The sequence below is a fragment of the Rhodococcus koreensis genome (assembly GCF_900105905.1).
GTDB lineage: Bacteria > Actinomycetota > Actinomycetes > Mycobacteriales > Mycobacteriaceae > Rhodococcus_F > Rhodococcus_F koreensis.
Map to the genome: position 1 here is coordinate 3,429,027 of NZ_FNSV01000005.1, position 14,583 is coordinate 3,443,609.

General features: G+C 68.8%; 13 protein-coding genes. 10 read left to right on the forward strand and 3 right to left on the reverse strand.

Features of this window, described 5'->3' with window-relative positions; genetic code table 11:
* Positions 1-12: 12 nt before the first annotated feature.
* Positions 13-2,163, forward strand: coding sequence for an MMPL family transporter (locus BLV94_RS20125; RefSeq protein ID WP_072943144.1), 2,151 nt, complete (start codon positions 13-15; stop codon positions 2,161-2,163).
* Positions 2,164-2,221: 58 nt separating this feature from the next.
* Positions 2,222-2,869 carry an alpha-ketoglutarate-dependent dioxygenase AlkB gene (locus tag BLV94_RS20130; RefSeq protein ID WP_072943142.1) on the forward strand — a complete coding sequence of 216 codons (648 nt, stop codon included), beginning with the start codon at positions 2,222-2,224 and terminating at the stop codon, positions 2,867-2,869.
* Here the strand turns inward: BLV94_RS20130 and BLV94_RS20135 are convergent, their stop codons facing one another.
* Complete coding sequence (locus BLV94_RS20135; protein ID WP_072943141.1) at positions 2,870-3,958, reverse strand: 3-deoxy-7-phosphoheptulonate synthase; 1,089 nt, start codon at positions 3,956-3,958, stop codon at positions 2,870-2,872.
* A 280-nt stretch (positions 3,959-4,238) separates the two neighbouring features.
* Between BLV94_RS20135 and BLV94_RS20140 the strand changes: the two genes are divergently transcribed.
* Genes BLV94_RS20140 through BLV94_RS20155 form a run of 4 tightly spaced genes read left to right on the forward strand, consistent with a single transcriptional unit; the run spans position 4,239 to position 7,702 of the window.
* Positions 4,239-5,186, forward strand: coding sequence for an ABC transporter ATP-binding protein (locus BLV94_RS20140; protein WP_072943139.1), 948 nt, complete (start codon positions 4,239-4,241; stop codon positions 5,184-5,186).
* Positions 5,186-5,962 carry an ABC transporter permease gene (locus BLV94_RS20145; RefSeq protein WP_072943138.1) on the forward strand — a complete coding sequence of 259 codons (777 nt, stop codon included), beginning with the start codon at positions 5,186-5,188 and terminating at the stop codon, positions 5,960-5,962. Before BLV94_RS20140 ends, BLV94_RS20145 begins: the two co-directional genes overlap by 1 nt.
* Before the next feature lie 19 nt (positions 5,963-5,981).
* Complete coding sequence (locus tag BLV94_RS20150; protein WP_244163637.1) at positions 5,982-7,097, forward strand: sensor histidine kinase; 1,116 nt, start codon at positions 5,982-5,984, stop codon at positions 7,095-7,097.
* Positions 7,094-7,702, forward strand: a complete 609-nt coding sequence (locus BLV94_RS20155) for a response regulator transcription factor (protein WP_072943134.1) — start codon at positions 7,094-7,096, stop codon at positions 7,700-7,702. Before BLV94_RS20150 ends, BLV94_RS20155 begins: the two co-directional genes overlap by 4 nt.
* A gap of 41 nt (positions 7,703-7,743) precedes the next feature.
* Here the strand turns inward: BLV94_RS20155 and BLV94_RS20160 are convergent, their stop codons facing one another.
* A complete protein-coding gene (locus tag BLV94_RS20160) occupies positions 7,744-8,751 on the reverse strand; it encodes a helix-turn-helix transcriptional regulator (RefSeq protein ID WP_072943132.1) in 1,008 nt (335 codons plus the stop codon).
* Positions 8,752-8,916: 165 nt separating this feature from the next.
* Here BLV94_RS20160 and BLV94_RS20165 point away from each other — a divergent pair, with 165 nt between their 5' ends.
* From BLV94_RS20165 to BLV94_RS20180, 4 genes are read left to right on the forward strand one after another with little or no spacing between them, the layout of a single operon-like run.
* Positions 8,917-10,347 (forward strand): GntP family permease, encoded by a 1,431-nt coding sequence (locus tag BLV94_RS20165; protein ID WP_072943131.1) that lies wholly within the window; start codon positions 8,917-8,919, stop codon positions 10,345-10,347.
* Between the two features lie 25 nt (positions 10,348-10,372).
* Complete coding sequence (locus tag BLV94_RS20170; protein WP_072943129.1) at positions 10,373-11,626, forward strand: CaiB/BaiF CoA transferase family protein; 1,254 nt, start codon at positions 10,373-10,375, stop codon at positions 11,624-11,626.
* The gene (locus BLV94_RS20175) at positions 11,623-12,561 is read left to right on the forward strand and encodes a hydroxymethylglutaryl-CoA lyase (protein ID WP_072943127.1); all 939 of its coding nucleotides are present in this window, start codon (positions 11,623-11,625) and stop codon (positions 12,559-12,561) included. The genes BLV94_RS20170 and BLV94_RS20175 overlap by 4 nt, the downstream gene beginning before the upstream one ends.
* Complete coding sequence (locus BLV94_RS20180) at positions 12,558-13,553, forward strand: 2-hydroxyacid dehydrogenase (RefSeq protein ID WP_072943125.1); 996 nt, start codon at positions 12,558-12,560, stop codon at positions 13,551-13,553. Before BLV94_RS20175 ends, BLV94_RS20180 begins: the two co-directional genes overlap by 4 nt.
* Positions 13,554-13,589: 36 nt before the next feature.
* On the opposite strand, the gene BLV94_RS20185 is transcribed toward BLV94_RS20180, so the two are convergent.
* Positions 13,590-14,375, reverse strand: a complete 786-nt coding sequence (locus BLV94_RS20185; protein WP_072943123.1) for an IclR family transcriptional regulator — start codon at positions 14,373-14,375, stop codon at positions 13,590-13,592.
* Positions 14,376-14,583 lie beyond the last annotated feature (208 nt).

Here is a 14,583-nt window from a genome sequence, read left to right on the forward strand (position 1 = left end):
CCGGAACGGGGAATGATGTTTGCCTACATCGCGCGCACCGTCGTCGCACACCCGTGGCAGGTCATCGCGGCCTGGGTGGTCGCGGCCGTTGCCGTCATTCTGTTCGCACCCAGCCTCGATGACTACACCACCGGCAATCAGCAGACGTTCCTGCCCAGTTCATTCGAGTCGTCCGAGGCGCAGGCCGCCGGCAACCAGTATTTCCCCAGCCTGTCGGGCGCAACCGGCAGCCTGGTGGTCGTCCGCGCCGACGACGCGCCACTGTCACCCGCCGACCAGCAGACGGCACTGAATCTCGCGACCTCGCTGCAGAATTCGGCGATCCCGGGAGTCGTGAGCGTACAGGGGTCGCCTGCGTCGCTGTCCTCCGACGGGAAGGCCGCCGCACTGCAGGTGGTATTCAACGGACAACCCGGCGACGACCAGGTCAACAACGCCGTACCGGTCATCCGGGGCGACGCCGAGCAGCAACTGAACGGCACCGGACTGGTGAGCGGGCTGACCGGTAACGCGGCCATTCAGGTCGACACGACCGCCGCATACGACAACGCCGACAAAATCATCACGATCGCCACCGTCATCGTCATCCTCGCCCTGCTCGGCCTGATCTTCCGCAGTCCCGTCATCGCCGTCCTGCCGGTCGCCGTGATCGGCGTGGTGCTCGCCGTGGTCACCGGCCTGACCGCCGTCCTCGCCGACCTGTTCGACTTCCAGGTCAGCACGTCGCTGCAATCGATACTCGTGGTCGTCCTGTTCGGCGTCGGCACCGACTACATCGTCTTCCTGCTGTTCCGCTATCGCGAACGGCTGCGGCAACAGGCCGCCGCGGGGTCCACCACCGACACGCATCGCGAAGCGCTCGTCTTCTCCACCGACGTCGTCGGGCGCGTCGTCGCGTCGTCCGCGCTCACCGTCATCGTCGCGTTCGCCGCACTGCTGCTGGCGAAACTCGGGTCGCTCACCACGCTCGCACCCGGTCTGATCGTCGCCGTGGCCATCATGCTGGTGACGGCGTTGACGCTCATCCCCGCCGTGTTCACCGTTTTGGGCCGCCACCTGTTCTGGCCGCTCGGGCCGGGGCACGACAGCCCGCACACGCCGTTCGCCTCGATCGGCACCGCGATCGGGCGTCGCCCGGCCGTGTTCGCCGTCGTGATCGGCGTCGTGCTGATAGCGCTCGCCTCCTTCGCGACCGGCTACAAGTCGACGTACAACACGCTGGGCGAACTGCCCTCCGACACGCCGTCACAGCAGGCATTCGACACCCTCGACCAATCCTTTCCCGCCGGTGCGCTCAGCCCGACCCAGGTGTACGTCGTGGCTCCCGGACCACTCGATCCCGCGTCGCTGACCCCGCTCGTCACGGCCCTCACGCAAGTGCAGGGCGTGTCCTCCGTCGCGCCGCCGCGACCGAGCCAGGACGGTCGCGCCGCGCTCGTCAACGTCGTGCTCGCCGACGACCCCTACTCGAACGCGTCCCTCGATCTCGTCGAGGGCCCGATCCGCGATGCCGCCCACGGTGCCGTCCCCGGCTCGGAAGTCGTTGTGGGAGGGCAGACGTCCACGTTCGTCGATGTTCGCGCGCAACTCGCGGCGGACACCCGCCGGGTGTTCCCCGTCGCCGCCGTCGCGATCGCACTGATTCTCGCCGTGCTCCTGCTCGCCGTCCTCGCCCCGCTCAACCTGCTGGTGTGCGTGGCACTCACGTTCGTCGCCACCCTCGGCGCCGTGGTGCTCCTGTTCCTGCACGGCCTCGGCTACGACGGGATCGACTTCTCCATTCCGATCGTGCTCTACCTGTTCGTCGTCGCGATCGGCACCGACTACAACATCCTGCTCGCCTCGCGTCTGCGCGAGGAATTCCGCAACGGCTACGCGCCTCGCGACGCAGCACGGATCGCCGTCGCCAACGACGCCCCCACCGTCGCCGCCGCCGGACTGATCCTGGCGCTGACGTTCGCGTCCCTGACCCTCACCGGACTGGCCAACCTCGCCGAGCTCGGCTTCGGCGTCGCGATCGGTGTCGCGATCGCCGCCTTCGCCATGGCCCCGATGCTCGTGCCCAGCCTGTCGGCACTCGAAGGTCGCGCCTTCTGGTGGCCGAGCAGGCAGAAGGCGACCATCGACACCGGCGACGACCGCGAGCCCGCGGTGCCGCGCTAGCCGCCGCCGTCAGGGAAACATGGGAACATACGTTCGACTACCGGTGTAGCATGACCGCATGACCTCCGCGGATGCGCGGTATGCGCTGCAGGCTTCGCTGTTCGACGACGCGTCGTTCGGTGTAGAGCTGGGCGAGCTCGGGCCGGCGGTGCAGCGCCGCACGCTGACGGCCGGGGCGTGGGTCGACGTGCGACCGGGGTGGATGACCGGCTCCGACGAGCTCTTCACGACGCTCGCGGAGACGGTGCCGTGGAAGGCGGAGCGGCGCCAGATGTACGACCGGGTGGTGGACGTGCCTCGGCTCGTCCGGTTCTACCGCGAGGACGAGCCGCTCCCCGACCCGCTGCTAGTTACGGCACGCGACGCCCTGAGCAGGCATTACCTGCCCGAACTCGGCGAGAAGTTCGCCACTTCCGGGCTGTGCTTCTACCGCGACGGGTCCGACAGCGTCGCCTGGCACGGCGACGACACCGGTCGCAGCCGGACCGAAGACACGATGGTCGCGATCCTCTCGCTCGGCGCCGCGCGTCCGCTGCTGCTGCGTCCGCGCGGCGGCGGGCACTCGATCCGGTACTCCCTCGGCCACGGTGACCTGCTGGTGATGGGTGGTTCCTGCCAGCGCACCTGGGAGCATTGTGTACCGAAGAGCACCCGCCCGCTCGGACCGCGGATCAGCGTGCAATTCCGGACGCGGGGCGTGCGGTGACTATCCGCGCCGGGCCGCGACTGCCTGCGCCAGCCGGTCGAGTTGCGCGGCCGTGGTGTTCCAGTCGATGCAGGCGTCGGTGATCGACTGACCGTACGTGAGTTCCTCGGACCTTCCGAGGGTGAGGTCCTGGCGTCCGGCCTCGATGAAGCTCTCCACCATCACACCGACGATCCCCTTCTCGCCTGCCTCGAGACGGGCGGCGATGTCGTCCAGCACGTCGACCTGCTTCTCGTGGTTCTTGCTGCTGTTGCCGTGGCTGGCGTCGATGACGACCCGCTCCGGCAGACCGGACTTGTTCAGCCGGGCGAGGGTGTCCGCGACCGTCTCGGTGTCGTAGTTCGGTCCGTCGCTGCCGCCGCGGAGGATGACGTGGCAGTCGGGGTTGCCGACCGTGCGGATCAGCGCGGCCTGCCCGTCGAGGTCGGTGCCGGGGAACACGTGGCTCGCCGCGGCGGCGCGGGTGCCGTCCACGGCCACCTGCACGTCGCCTTCCGTCGAGTTCTTGATTCCGACGGGCATCGACAGTGCGCTGCACAGCTGCCGGTGCACCTGGCTGGCGGCGGTGCGGGCACCGATCGCGCCGTAGGTGACGAGGTCCGCGATGTACTGCGGCATGATCGGGTCGAGGAACTCGCAGCCGACCGGCAGGCCGAGCGAGGACACGTCGAGCAGCAGCTTGCGGCCCATGCGGATCCCGGTGTCGATGTCGAACGTGCCGTCCAGGTGGGGGTCGTTGAGCAGACCCTTCCAGCCCAGCGTGGTGCGCGGCTTCTCGAAGTAGACCCGCATCACGATGTGCAGGTCGTCGCGCAGTTCCTCGGCCTTGGCGGCGAGCCTGCGGGCGTAGTCCATGGCGGCGACGGGATCGTGCACGGAGCACGGGCCGACCACGACGAGCAGGCGGTCGTCGTCGCCGTTCAGCACGTTCACCGTGTCGGCACGGCCCGAGCGGACGGTCGCGGACGCGACGTCGTCGGGGGCGTGTTCGCGGCGCACGACGGATGGCGCCACCAGCGGGCTGATGCTCACGGTGCGCTGGGCGTCCAGGCGATCACTGCTGGTAGTGGTGTCGAGAGTGACAGTCATGGGTTCGGGTTCCTGTTCTCAGGCCGGCCCTCGAAGACTGTGGAGATTCCCGCGAGCCGGTCTGTAATCCGGCTCTGGGGTGGAGGAGGTCAGCGCGTGGTTACGCCGACCGGCCCACCCGGGGCCGGCCTGCTAAACCAGAAATATGCGCGCTGCATGACGGCCACAGTAACGGCTGACCCGGATCGGCGCCACACCGACCCCGGGCCTGACATTTGTCACGGTGAGGTCGTGACGGAGGTGTGAGGGTCGCCGGCCGTGCGGATCGCACGCTGAATGCATGACATCGACAGAACCCCGCACCTCCGCGAAGGCGTCCGCATCGCAGGCTCCGGCAGTCAGCCTGCGCGGCGTCCACAAGCACTTCGGTGACGTTCACGCCGTGCGCGGGCTGGACCTCGAGATCCGGCCCGGTGAGATCGTCGCGTTCCTCGGCCCGAACGGCGCAGGCAAGACCACCACCGTCGACATGGTCCTCGGCCTGTCCCGCCCCACAGCCGGCGAGGTGTCCGTCTTCGGCACGGATCCGCGCACCGCGATCGCGAAGGGCCTCGTCTCCGCGGTCATGCAGACGGGCGGGCTGCTGAAGGAGCTGACGGTCGAGGAGACCGTCCGGCTCACCGCGAGCCTGTTCGCCGACACCCGGCCCGTCGACGAGGTCCTCACCCGGGCCGGCATCGCCGATCTCGGAAACCGGTTGGTGGGCAAGTGTTCCGGCGGGCAGCAGCAGCGACTGCGGTTCGCGATGGCACTGCTGTCCGATCCGGAGCTGCTGATCCTCGACGAGCCGACCACCGGTATGGACGTCGAGGGCAGGCGGGACTTCTGGTCGGCGATCCGCGCCGACGCGGACAGCGGCCGGACGGTCGTCTTCGCGACGCACTACCTCGAGGAGGCCGACGCGTACGCCGACCGGATCGTGCTGGTGCGCAAGGGGAAAGTCGTCGCGGACGGCACCGCGGCCGAGGTGAAGGCGCTGGCCGCGGGACGCACGGTCTGCGCCCACTTCCCGGGCGCGGACCGGGAACAGCTGTTCGTGATTCCCGGCGCCGACAGCATCGAGGTGCGCGGCGACAGCGTCCTGATCCACTCGGCGGACACCGACGCTGTGGCCCGCCATCTGCTCACCCGGACACCCGCCAGCGACCTCGAAATCGTCTCCCGAGGCCTCGAAGACGCGTTCATCGCGCTCACCTCCGACGACGCTGCCACGGAAGGATCGAACTGATGACCACTCTCGCCCCGAGTCGCCGCGTCCCTGCCCTCGGCGGACTCAACGCCACCCTCCTCGGACTCGAACTGCGTCGCCTGCTGCGCAATCGGCGCACGATGATCATCACGCTGGTGATGCCCGTCGTGTTCTTCCTCATCTTCGGGCTGAATCCGAGCTATTCGGGGGAGAGTGCGGGCAACGGGAACGTCTCGGCGTACGTGATGATCAGCATGGCGCTGTACGGCGCGATGATCGCGACGACGAGCGGCGGCGCGATGGTGTCGGTGGAACGCGCGTCCGGGTGGAGCAGGCAACTGCGGCTCACCCCGTTGTCCCCTGGGGTCTACATCTTCGTCAAGGTGCTGGTCGCGATGATGCTCGGGCTCGCGGCCGTCGGCGTCGTCTATCTCGTGGGCGCGTTCACGTCCGTCCGGATGGACACGTCCCTGTGGTTCACGACGGCCCTGATCACGTGGCTGGGCTCCGCGGTGTTCGCGGCCTTCGGCCTGTTCATGGGATACCTGCTGCCCAGCGAGAACGTCATGCAGATCCTCGGCCCCGGGCTCGCCGTGCTCGGCTTCGCGGGCGGCCTGTTCATGCCGCTACAGGACGGCTCCGTCTGGGCGTCGATCGCACAGTTCATGCCCACGTACGGGCTCAGCCAACTCGTGCACGCACCGCTCACCGGCGACGCGATGCAGTGGACGTGGGTCCTGAACGTCGCGGTGTGGCTGGCGATCTTCGTCGGCGGCGCTGTGTGGCGGTTCCAGCGCGACACCGAGCGAGTGTGACGGCGGTATCGTGACTTCCGTGACCACCCCCGACGGCCCCGTCGTGACCAGACGATGGGGCCGTTTCGGATTCATCTTCGCCGCCGCGTGGACGGTGTTCCTGTTCCAGCCGTTCCTCGACGGCTGGGCCGACCGCGGTCACGTCCGCGGCTGGATCGGGATGATCGCCACGCTCGCGTTCGCGGTGACGTACCTCGCGATGTTCCGGTGGTCGCATACCCGGCGCGCGCACAACGAGTTTCGGCCGCCGCTGAACCAGGCGGTGCCGCTCGTGGTGGCGTTGTTCGGGCTCGCGGCCGTCATGGTGGTCGCCGTCGGGTCGTCGGGGCTGTCCGCCGCCGTCTACCTCGCGGTCTCCGCGGTCATGCTGTTCCCCGCCTGGCTGGGCGGGATCACTGCTCTGACCGTCGCAGCTCTCGTGGAGGTGATCTCCGCGGTAATGGACTGGGGGTCGGGCACCGGGCTCTCGCTGGGCGTGTGCGCGGCGGCGTTCGCGATGTTCGGGGTGACCAAGCTGATCAACCGCAACATCGAACTCGTCCGGGAACGGGAGGAGAGCGAACGGCTCGCGGTGCAGGAGGAACGCACCCGGATGGCCCGCGACCTCCACGACATCCTCGGGCACTCCCTCACCGTCATCACCGTCAAGGCCGAACTCGTGGGCCGGCTCCTCGACATCGACGTCGACCGGGCCCGCACGGAAGTGGCAGACCTGGAACGTCTTTCCCGCGACGCGCTCGCGGACGTCCGGCAGGCCGTGCAGGGAATCCGGGGGCTGTCGCTGCCGATGGAGATCGCCCGAGCCAGGGAGGCGTTGCGGGCGGCCGGAATCGAGGCCGAGCTGCCGGGCAGCACCGAGTCGGTGCCCACCGGGTTGCGCGAGTTGTTCGCGTGGACGGTCCGCGAGGGTGTCACGAACGTGGTCCGGCACAGCGGCGCGACGCACTGCGCCGTCACGGTGGGTGAATGCGACGTCACCGTCGTCGACAACGGTTCCGGCTGCGGCGAATGTGCGCACGGCAACGGTCTCGTCGGTCTCCGGGAGCGCGCCGCTGCGGCCGGAGCACGGGTCGTGATCACCCATCCGCAACCCGGCGGATTCTCGTTGCACGTGCTGAAGGAAGAGGTCCCGTGACGATCCGACTGCTGCTCGCCGACGACCAGGCACTCGTCCGCGGCGCCCTCGCCGCCCTGCTCGACCTGGAGGCGGACCTGACGGTGGTCGCGGAGGTCGGGCGCGGCGACGAGGTGGTCGCGGCGGCCCGCGAGCACTCCCCCGACGTCGCGCTCCTCGACGTCGAGATGCCCGGCCTGGACGGGATCGCCGCCGCGGCGGCACTGCGCGCCGCGATGCCGCGGACCCGCGTCCTGATCGTGACGACGTTCGGTCGTCCCGGCTACCTGCGCAAGGCCCTGCAGGCGGGCGCGTCGGGATTCGTCGTGAAGGACACCCCGGCCCGCCAACTCGCCGACGCCGTGCGCCGGGTCCATGCGGGACTGCGCGTCGTCGATCCCACCCTCGCCGCCGACAGTCTCGTCAGCGGGGAATCGCCGCTCACCGACCGGGAGACCGACGTGCTGCGGGCGGCGCGGGACGGAGCGCCGGTCGCCTCGATCGCGGCCGCGCTGTTCCTCTCCGCGGGGACGGTGCGCAACCATCTGTCCTCGGCGATCGGCAAGACCGGCGCCAGCACCCGCGCCGAGGCCGTCCGCGCGGCGGAGTCGAACGGCTGGCTGTAGGCGCTCCGCGCCCGTGCGTGGTTACGGAGTCCCTGGACTCGTCAGCCACTCACGGGGCCGGAGGCCCTGGTCTGCGACGGATTCTCACCGAACCGCCGCCGGTAGGACGCCGCGAACAGGCCGAGGTTGACGTATCCCCATGCGCCTGCGATCGAGGCGACGGTCTCCCCGGTAGGTGCGGTGAGCAGTTCCGCCCGGATGCCCCGAAGCCGCTGTTCACGCACGTACTCGGCCGGCGTGGTGTCCAGGTATTTCCGGAACGATCCGGACAGGGTCCGGACGCTGACCCCCACCGTTTCGGCGATGTCGGAGGCCGTCGGCAGGTCGCGGGCGCACTCCCGGATGTACTGGACGGCGTGCCGCACGTAGCCCGGCGCCGCCGGGCCGGTGGTCCTGTCGAGGTCGACTCCCGCGCGAGCCGCCCACTCGGTGAGCAGGTGGCCGACGAGCAACTCCTGCAGGTTGAGCCCGATGCGCCCGTCCGTGGCGTGCGCCGGTAACTCCCCCGTCGTCCGCATCGCGTACCCGAGCAGCGCCTGCCAGCCGGACCCACCGCCCCCGATGGCGCATTTGCGTTGCCAGAGAACGTCTCCCGGATCGAATCCCCACCAGCGCACCGCCGTGTCGGCGAGCACGCGGTGCGGAATCGTGAGATTGAGTTGCACGTGGTCCGGGGAGAACTCGACGAGGTAGTCGACTCGGCTGCAGTCGGCGACGAACGTGTCCCCGGCCGGTGTGTCCGCGGTGGCGTCGTGGTCGACGTGGTGCCGGGCGTTCCCGCGGATGGTCGTGAGGACGAGCGCGTTTCCGGCGTCGGGCGAGAAGTCGCCGACCGAGACGGGGATGCCGTAGGAGAACCGCGTGACCGTGATGTCGCCGATCTTCGTGGAATACATGCTCGACCTCGGCGCCAGCCCGACCCCGAGCGGACGCACGACATAGGGCATGTAGACGCGGTCGGACCAGTGCCGGATCTCGTCCCAGTCGTCCGACGCCCTGCGCTCGGCAGCCGGTGGTCGTCCCACCGCAAACGGATCCAGCGCGACCATGCGTCGAGTATCCCACCCAGGGGCCTCCGGCCCCTGTGCGCCTTTTTGGTAGCGGTAACAACCAAAACGGCGCATGGGCGGCATTGCTTATATCGTGAGTTTGTGCTCATAATATGGGTGTACCTGTGACACCAGTCACTGCCCGCCTCCTCGAAGGACGCGCACATGTCAGACGTAGGAATCCTGATCAACACCACGGTCGCCGTCGCGGCGGTCGTGCTGATGATCGTGCGTTTCAAGTTCAACCCCGTGGTGTCGCTGGTCGTCGGATCCGCATACCTCGGACTCACGACGGGACTCGGCACGGCCGAGACGGTGAAGGTCATCAGCACCGGTTTCGGCGACATCATGGCCGAAGTGGGACTACTGATCGCCTTCGGCGTCCTAATGGGCGCCATGCTGAAAGAAATGGGCGCCATTCAGCGCCTGGTCGGAACGCTTCTCCGGGTGTTCGGGCCGAAACGAATGCCCTATGCGCTGTCGCTGACGATCGCGACGTTGCTGCAGTCCATCTTCCTCGACGTCCTGCTCGTCATCTCCGCTCCGCTCGCCCGCAACCTCGCACCGAAGGTCGGCCGGGTCGGGACAGCCCGCATGGCCACCGCCCTCGCCATCGGCCTCGAGTGCGGCATCGTGCTCATGGTCCCGGGTGTGGGCGCTCTCGCCCTGGCCGGACTGCTCGGTGTGCCGCTCGGCAAGATGCTGATCTTCGGGCTGATCCTGGTGATCCCGACCGTCGCGATCTCGGTCGCGATCATGTCGTTCCTGTTCACCCGCGGTTGGTGGAATCCGGAGAAGGACGAGGAGCACTTCCATCAGACGGTCGTCGACGACGAAGAAGAGGACTGGACCGACGGCGGCAGCGGTGGCAGCGCCCCTCGGCCGGACGCAGGCGGAGGTGTCGCCCAGGCGCAACGCGCCGCGACCGTCACCACCGAGCGCGCCAAGCACGACCGTCCGCTGATCCTGCTCCTCGCTCCGCTGCTCCTCTCCCTGCTGCTCATCGCGACCGGCGCGATCCTGGACATCGCCGAAATCAGCAACCCCGTCGTCTCGTTCGTGTCGGAACCGCTCATCGCGTTGCTGATCGGACTGATCGGCACCAGCTTCGTCGGACGCCTCAGCATCGGCCAGCACCGCGTCCAGAAGGCGATCGCCAGCGGATTCAGCGAGAGCGGCCAGATTCTCATCCTCACCGGTGTCGGCGGGTCCCTCGCCGCGACCATCGCCGCGGCCGGCCTCGGCGACATCCTCGGCAAGTACTTCACCGCCAATCACGCGGCTCCGCTGCTGATGGTGTGGCTGATCGCCGCCGTCCTGCACGTCGCCGTCGGCTCGGTGACGATCTCGGCCATCACCGCCGCGGGCGTCCTCGCACCCATCGCCCCCACCCTGGGTCTGGACCCTGTCCTCATCGCTCTCGCGGCGGGCGCCGGCTCCCTGTTCGCGGTGCACGTCACGAGCAACACCTTCTGGTTGCTGCAGTCCTTGATGGGTCAGACCACACGAGGCACGCTGAAGACGTGTTCGGTGGGAGTATCGGTGGCATCGGTCGTCGCAATACTGCTCGTCCTGCCCATGAGCCTCGTTCTCTGAGCGTCACTATCAGTTAAGGATCACCATGTTCTCCGACAACACCATTCGGCCACTCGACGGCGTTCGGGTACTCGAGCTGGGCAATTACATCGCCGCACCGACGGCGGGCCGGATGCTCGCCGACTTCGGGGCCGAGGTCATCAAGGTGGAGCGCCCGAAGACCGGCGACGAACTGCGTAACTGGCGCCTCTACTCCGGCGACACCTCGATGCTGTACCGCACGATCAACCGGAACAAGAAGTCGATCGTGCTGGACCTGCGCACCGAGGAGGGCAGGCAACTCGTCCTCGACCTCGCCGCCCACTGCGACATCCTGCTGGAGAACTTCCGGCCCGGCACCCTGGAGAAGTGGGGTATCGGACCGGACGCGTTGAACGAGGCCAATCCGGACCTGGTGATCACAAGGATCTCGGCGTTCGGGCAGACCGGCCCGATGTCGCAGCGGCCGGGTTTCGCCGCGGTCGCGGAGGCCGCCGGCGGGTTCCGTGAACTCGTCGGCGACCCGGACCGGCCGCCGGTGCGGGTGGGGGTGTCGATCGGTGATTCGATCGCCGGCCTCTACGCGGCGTTCGGGGCGGTGATGGCGCTGTTCCAACGCGAGGCCGCGAAGGTCGCCGGGACGCAGGGCCCGTCCCTGCCGCATCGGATCATCGACGTCGCGCTCAACGAATCGATCCTGTCGATGATGGAGTCGCTGATCCCCGACTACCTGGCGTACGGCATCAAACGCGAACGCGTCGGCGGCCGGATGGAGGGCATCGCCCCGTCGAACGCGTACACCTGCAACGACGGCAACAGCATCATCATCGCCGGCAACGGGGACGCCATCTTCCAGCGCTACATGGACACCATCGGCCGCCCCGACCTCGGCGCCGACCCGGACCTGTCCACCAACGCCGGACGGTGGGCGCGCCGCGACGAACTCGACGCCGCGATCGGTGAGTGGACGATCCAGTACTCCCGCGACGACGCGCTGAAGATCCTCGACACCGCCGGGGTGCCGTCGGGTCCGATCAACACCGCCGCCGACATCTGCAGCGACGACCAGTACGCGGCCCGCAACATGATTCAGCAGTTCACCGTCGACACCGGTGAGGCCGAACCGAAGCAGGTCGGGTTCCCCGGCATCGTCCCGGTGATCGGCGGCAAGTCGCTGCCCATCCGGAACGTCGGACCGGACCTCGGCGAGCACACCCGGGAGGTCCTCGAAACTTTGCTCGGCAAGACCCCGGAACAGATCGACTCCCTCGTCAACGACACGGTAGGTGACCTCTCATGACGCAATCCTTCGAATCACGCGCCCTGCTCCGCGACGTCACCCTGCGCGACGGACTGCAGCTGACCGGCAAGATGCTGCCCACCGCCCGCAAGCTCGAGATCGCGCGCCGGCTTCTCGAACTCGGCGTGCCCGCGCTCGAGATCGGGTCGATGGCCCGCCCCGACCTCGTCCCACCGATGGCGAACACCGTCGAGGTGATCTCGGAGCTGACCCCGGAGGAACTCGAGCACTGCTGGGTGTGGGTGGCGACACCCCGGCACGTGGAGAAGGCGGCCGCCGCCGGCGCGCGCCATTTCCAGTACTGCTTCTCCGCGTCCGATTCCCACAACCAGGCGAACATCGGCCGTTCCACCGAGGACAGCCTCGCCGCGATGCCCGCCGCGATCGAACTCGCGCAGGACGTCGGGGGCAGCATCCAACTGTGCATCGCGACGTCGTTCACCTGCCCGTTCGAGGGCCGGGTGCCGGAGCAGCGGGTGATCGACATCGCCAACGACCCGCGCGCGCACGGCGCCGTCGACGTCGTCGTCTGCGACACCCTCGGCCAGGCCGTCCCCGCCGAGGTGTACTCCCTCGTCTCCCGGGTACGGCTCGAGACCCCGCAGCGCGGCATCGTCTTCCACGGTCACGACACCTGGGGCCTGGGGGTCGCGAACAGTCTCGCCGCGGTCGCGGCAGGCGCGATGACCATCGACGGCGCCCTCGGCGGGCTCGGCGGCTGCCCGTTCGCGCCCGGCGCCAGCGGCAACACCGCCAGCGAGGACCTGCTGTTCGCCACCCGCCCGGACTGGCTGAACCCCACCACGTTCGGCTCGCTGGTGGAACTGTCCGAGAAGACCCTCGCCGAACTCGGCGAAGCCAATCGATCCAAGGCCGCGCAGGGCGCGCGCTCCAACGCTTCCGCGTTCGAGTGGGTCATCGGCGGCGGCCGATGAGCGGCGCCCGGTTCTACGTCACCACCCCGATCCCCGAACCCGCCCTCACGCTGCTGCGCGCCGCGGGCAGCGTCGAAGTGCCCGAAGAGCTTCCGGACGCCGCCCGACTGCGGGAGGTCTGTGTGTCCGGCGACTACGACGTGGTGGTGTCCCAACTACGCGACACGTTCGATGCGGACCTCCTGGCCGCCGCGAAGATCCGTGGGATCTCCAACTACGCGGTCGGGTTCAACAACGTCGACATCGGTGCGGCCACCGCCAACAAGATCCTCGTCGGCAACACCCCGGGGGTGCTCACCGACGCCACCGCCGACGTCGCGATGCTGCTGATCATGGCCACCGCGCGCCGGGCGGTGGAGGCCGACACGTTCGTCCGCTCCGGGAAGTTCACCGGATGGGAACCGAACCTACTACTCGGCCAAGATGTTTCGGGGAGCACCCTCGGGCTCGCCGGGTTCGGTCGGATCGCCCGCGCCACCGCCCGCCGGGCACTGGCCTTCGGCATGCAGGTGCTGTTCTGCCCGCGGCCTCCCGGCGACCGGCCGGTGCCGGACGCCGAACTCGGCGAGTTCGCCGGACTCGTCACCCACACCGACTGGGACACCCTCGTCACCACCAGCGACTTCCTGTCCCTGCATGTTCCGCTGAACGAGCAGACCCGGCACCTGGTGGACGCGGACGTGCTCCACGCGATGAAGCCGACGGCGATCCTCGTCAACACCGCGCGCGGACCCGTTGTCGACGAGACTGCCCTCGTTGCCGCCCTGAAATCCGGGGAGATCGCCGGGGCCGGACTGGACGTCTACGAAGACGAGCCCGCGCTCGCACCGGGGCTGGCGGAACTGCCGAACACCGTGCTGCTCCCGCACGTCGGCAGCGCCACCATCGCCGTACGGTCCGAGATGGCGCGGCTGTGCGCCGAAAACGCGGTGGCCATGGCGCAGAACCGGATCCCGCCGCACCCGGTCAACCCGGAGGCGTGGACGTCGTGACGGCGGCCGCGACCCGTCCTGAAGCGCGAGCACGCCTCAGGACGGGTAGCGGCCGCCCAGCGTCCTGGTGACCTGCTCGGCGCTGCCGACGAGCAGATCCACCCACTTCTCGCACTGCTCGCGGGGCATACGGAGGGTCGGCCCGCTGATCGCCAGCGCGCCGAGCACGTCGGCGGACGAATCGAACACGGGCGCAGCCAATCCCGAAGCGCTGTCCTCCCGCTCCCCCGCCGTGATGGCGTACCCGTCGGCGCGCGCCTGGTGGATCAGTTCGCGCAGCACCGCGGTGTCGGTGACGGTGCCCTCCGTCATCGGTTCGATGGGTCCGGCGAGGACCTGCTCGGTGAGGTCCGGGTTCCAGGCGAGCAGCACCCGACCAGCCGACCCGGCGGGCAGCGGGACGATCTTTCCGACGTACATGTTCCGTCGCAGGGCGTGCTCGGTCTCCGCGATGGCCACGCACACGCGGTAGCCCTGCTCGACCCGGAAGAAGCTGGCGGTCTCACCGGTGGCGTCGCGGATCTCCTTCAGCACCGGCGTGACGACGGCCAGCACGTCCAGTCCCTTGGTGGCCGTCGCCGCCCAGAACGCCATCTTCACGCCGATCCGGATCTGGTCGCCGGACCGGTCGAGGAATTCCTGCGCCACCAGGTTGCTGACCAGCCGTTGGACCGTCGACGTCGGCAGGCCCGTGGCCTGGTGGATCTCGCCCAGCGTCATCGACGGACGCGACAGGCTGAAGGCATCGAGGATCTCCGTGATCTTGCTCAGCACCAGCAACGGCTGGTGTTTGGAGGTTAATTCGCCGTCTTCCGCTCGCATACCCACGACGATAGTCGCCCCCACCAGCACGTGAGTACCGAAGGAGGGCGGAACACACTTCGGCACTCACGTGGGGTGAACCGACTGTCGCCACACGTGCGGGGATCTCGCGCGGCGGATCCGGGACATCGATCTGCAAGTGCAGAAGGAGAATTGGTTACAGGTGACGGTGCACGGCCCACACCTCATCACCGGGTGCTGATCGAGA

What these genes read in the sequence shown, in the direction of transcription:
- BLV94_RS20175 (WP_072943127.1), top strand. Translation starts at nt 11,623, where the DNA reads ATGACGCAATCCTTCGAATCACGCGCCCTGCTCCGCGACGTCACCCTG.
- BLV94_RS20160 (WP_072943132.1), bottom strand. Translation starts at nt 8,751, where the DNA reads ATGGTCGCGCTGGATCCGTTTGCGGTGGGACGACCACCGGCTGCCGAG.
- BLV94_RS20125 (WP_072943144.1), top strand. Translation starts at nt 13, where the DNA reads ATGATGTTTGCCTACATCGCGCGCACCGTCGTCGCACACCCGTGGCAG.
- BLV94_RS20180 (WP_072943125.1), top strand. Translation starts at nt 12,558, where the DNA reads ATGAGCGGCGCCCGGTTCTACGTCACCACCCCGATCCCCGAACCCGCC.
- BLV94_RS20130 (WP_072943142.1), top strand. Translation starts at nt 2,222, where the DNA reads ATGACCTCCGCGGATGCGCGGTATGCGCTGCAGGCTTCGCTGTTCGAC.
- BLV94_RS20170 (WP_072943129.1), top strand. Translation starts at nt 10,373, where the DNA reads ATGTTCTCCGACAACACCATTCGGCCACTCGACGGCGTTCGGGTACTC.
- BLV94_RS20145 (WP_072943138.1), top strand. Translation starts at nt 5,186, where the DNA reads ATGACCACTCTCGCCCCGAGTCGCCGCGTCCCTGCCCTCGGCGGACTC.
- BLV94_RS20165 (WP_072943131.1), top strand. Translation starts at nt 8,917, where the DNA reads ATGTCAGACGTAGGAATCCTGATCAACACCACGGTCGCCGTCGCGGCG.
- BLV94_RS20185 (WP_072943123.1), bottom strand. Translation starts at nt 14,375, where the DNA reads ATGCGAGCGGAAGACGGCGAATTAACCTCCAAACACCAGCCGTTGCTG.
- BLV94_RS20135 (WP_072943141.1), bottom strand. Translation starts at nt 3,958, where the DNA reads ATGACTGTCACTCTCGACACCACTACCAGCAGTGATCGCCTGGACGCC.
- BLV94_RS20140 (WP_072943139.1), top strand. Translation starts at nt 4,239, where the DNA reads ATGACATCGACAGAACCCCGCACCTCCGCGAAGGCGTCCGCATCGCAG.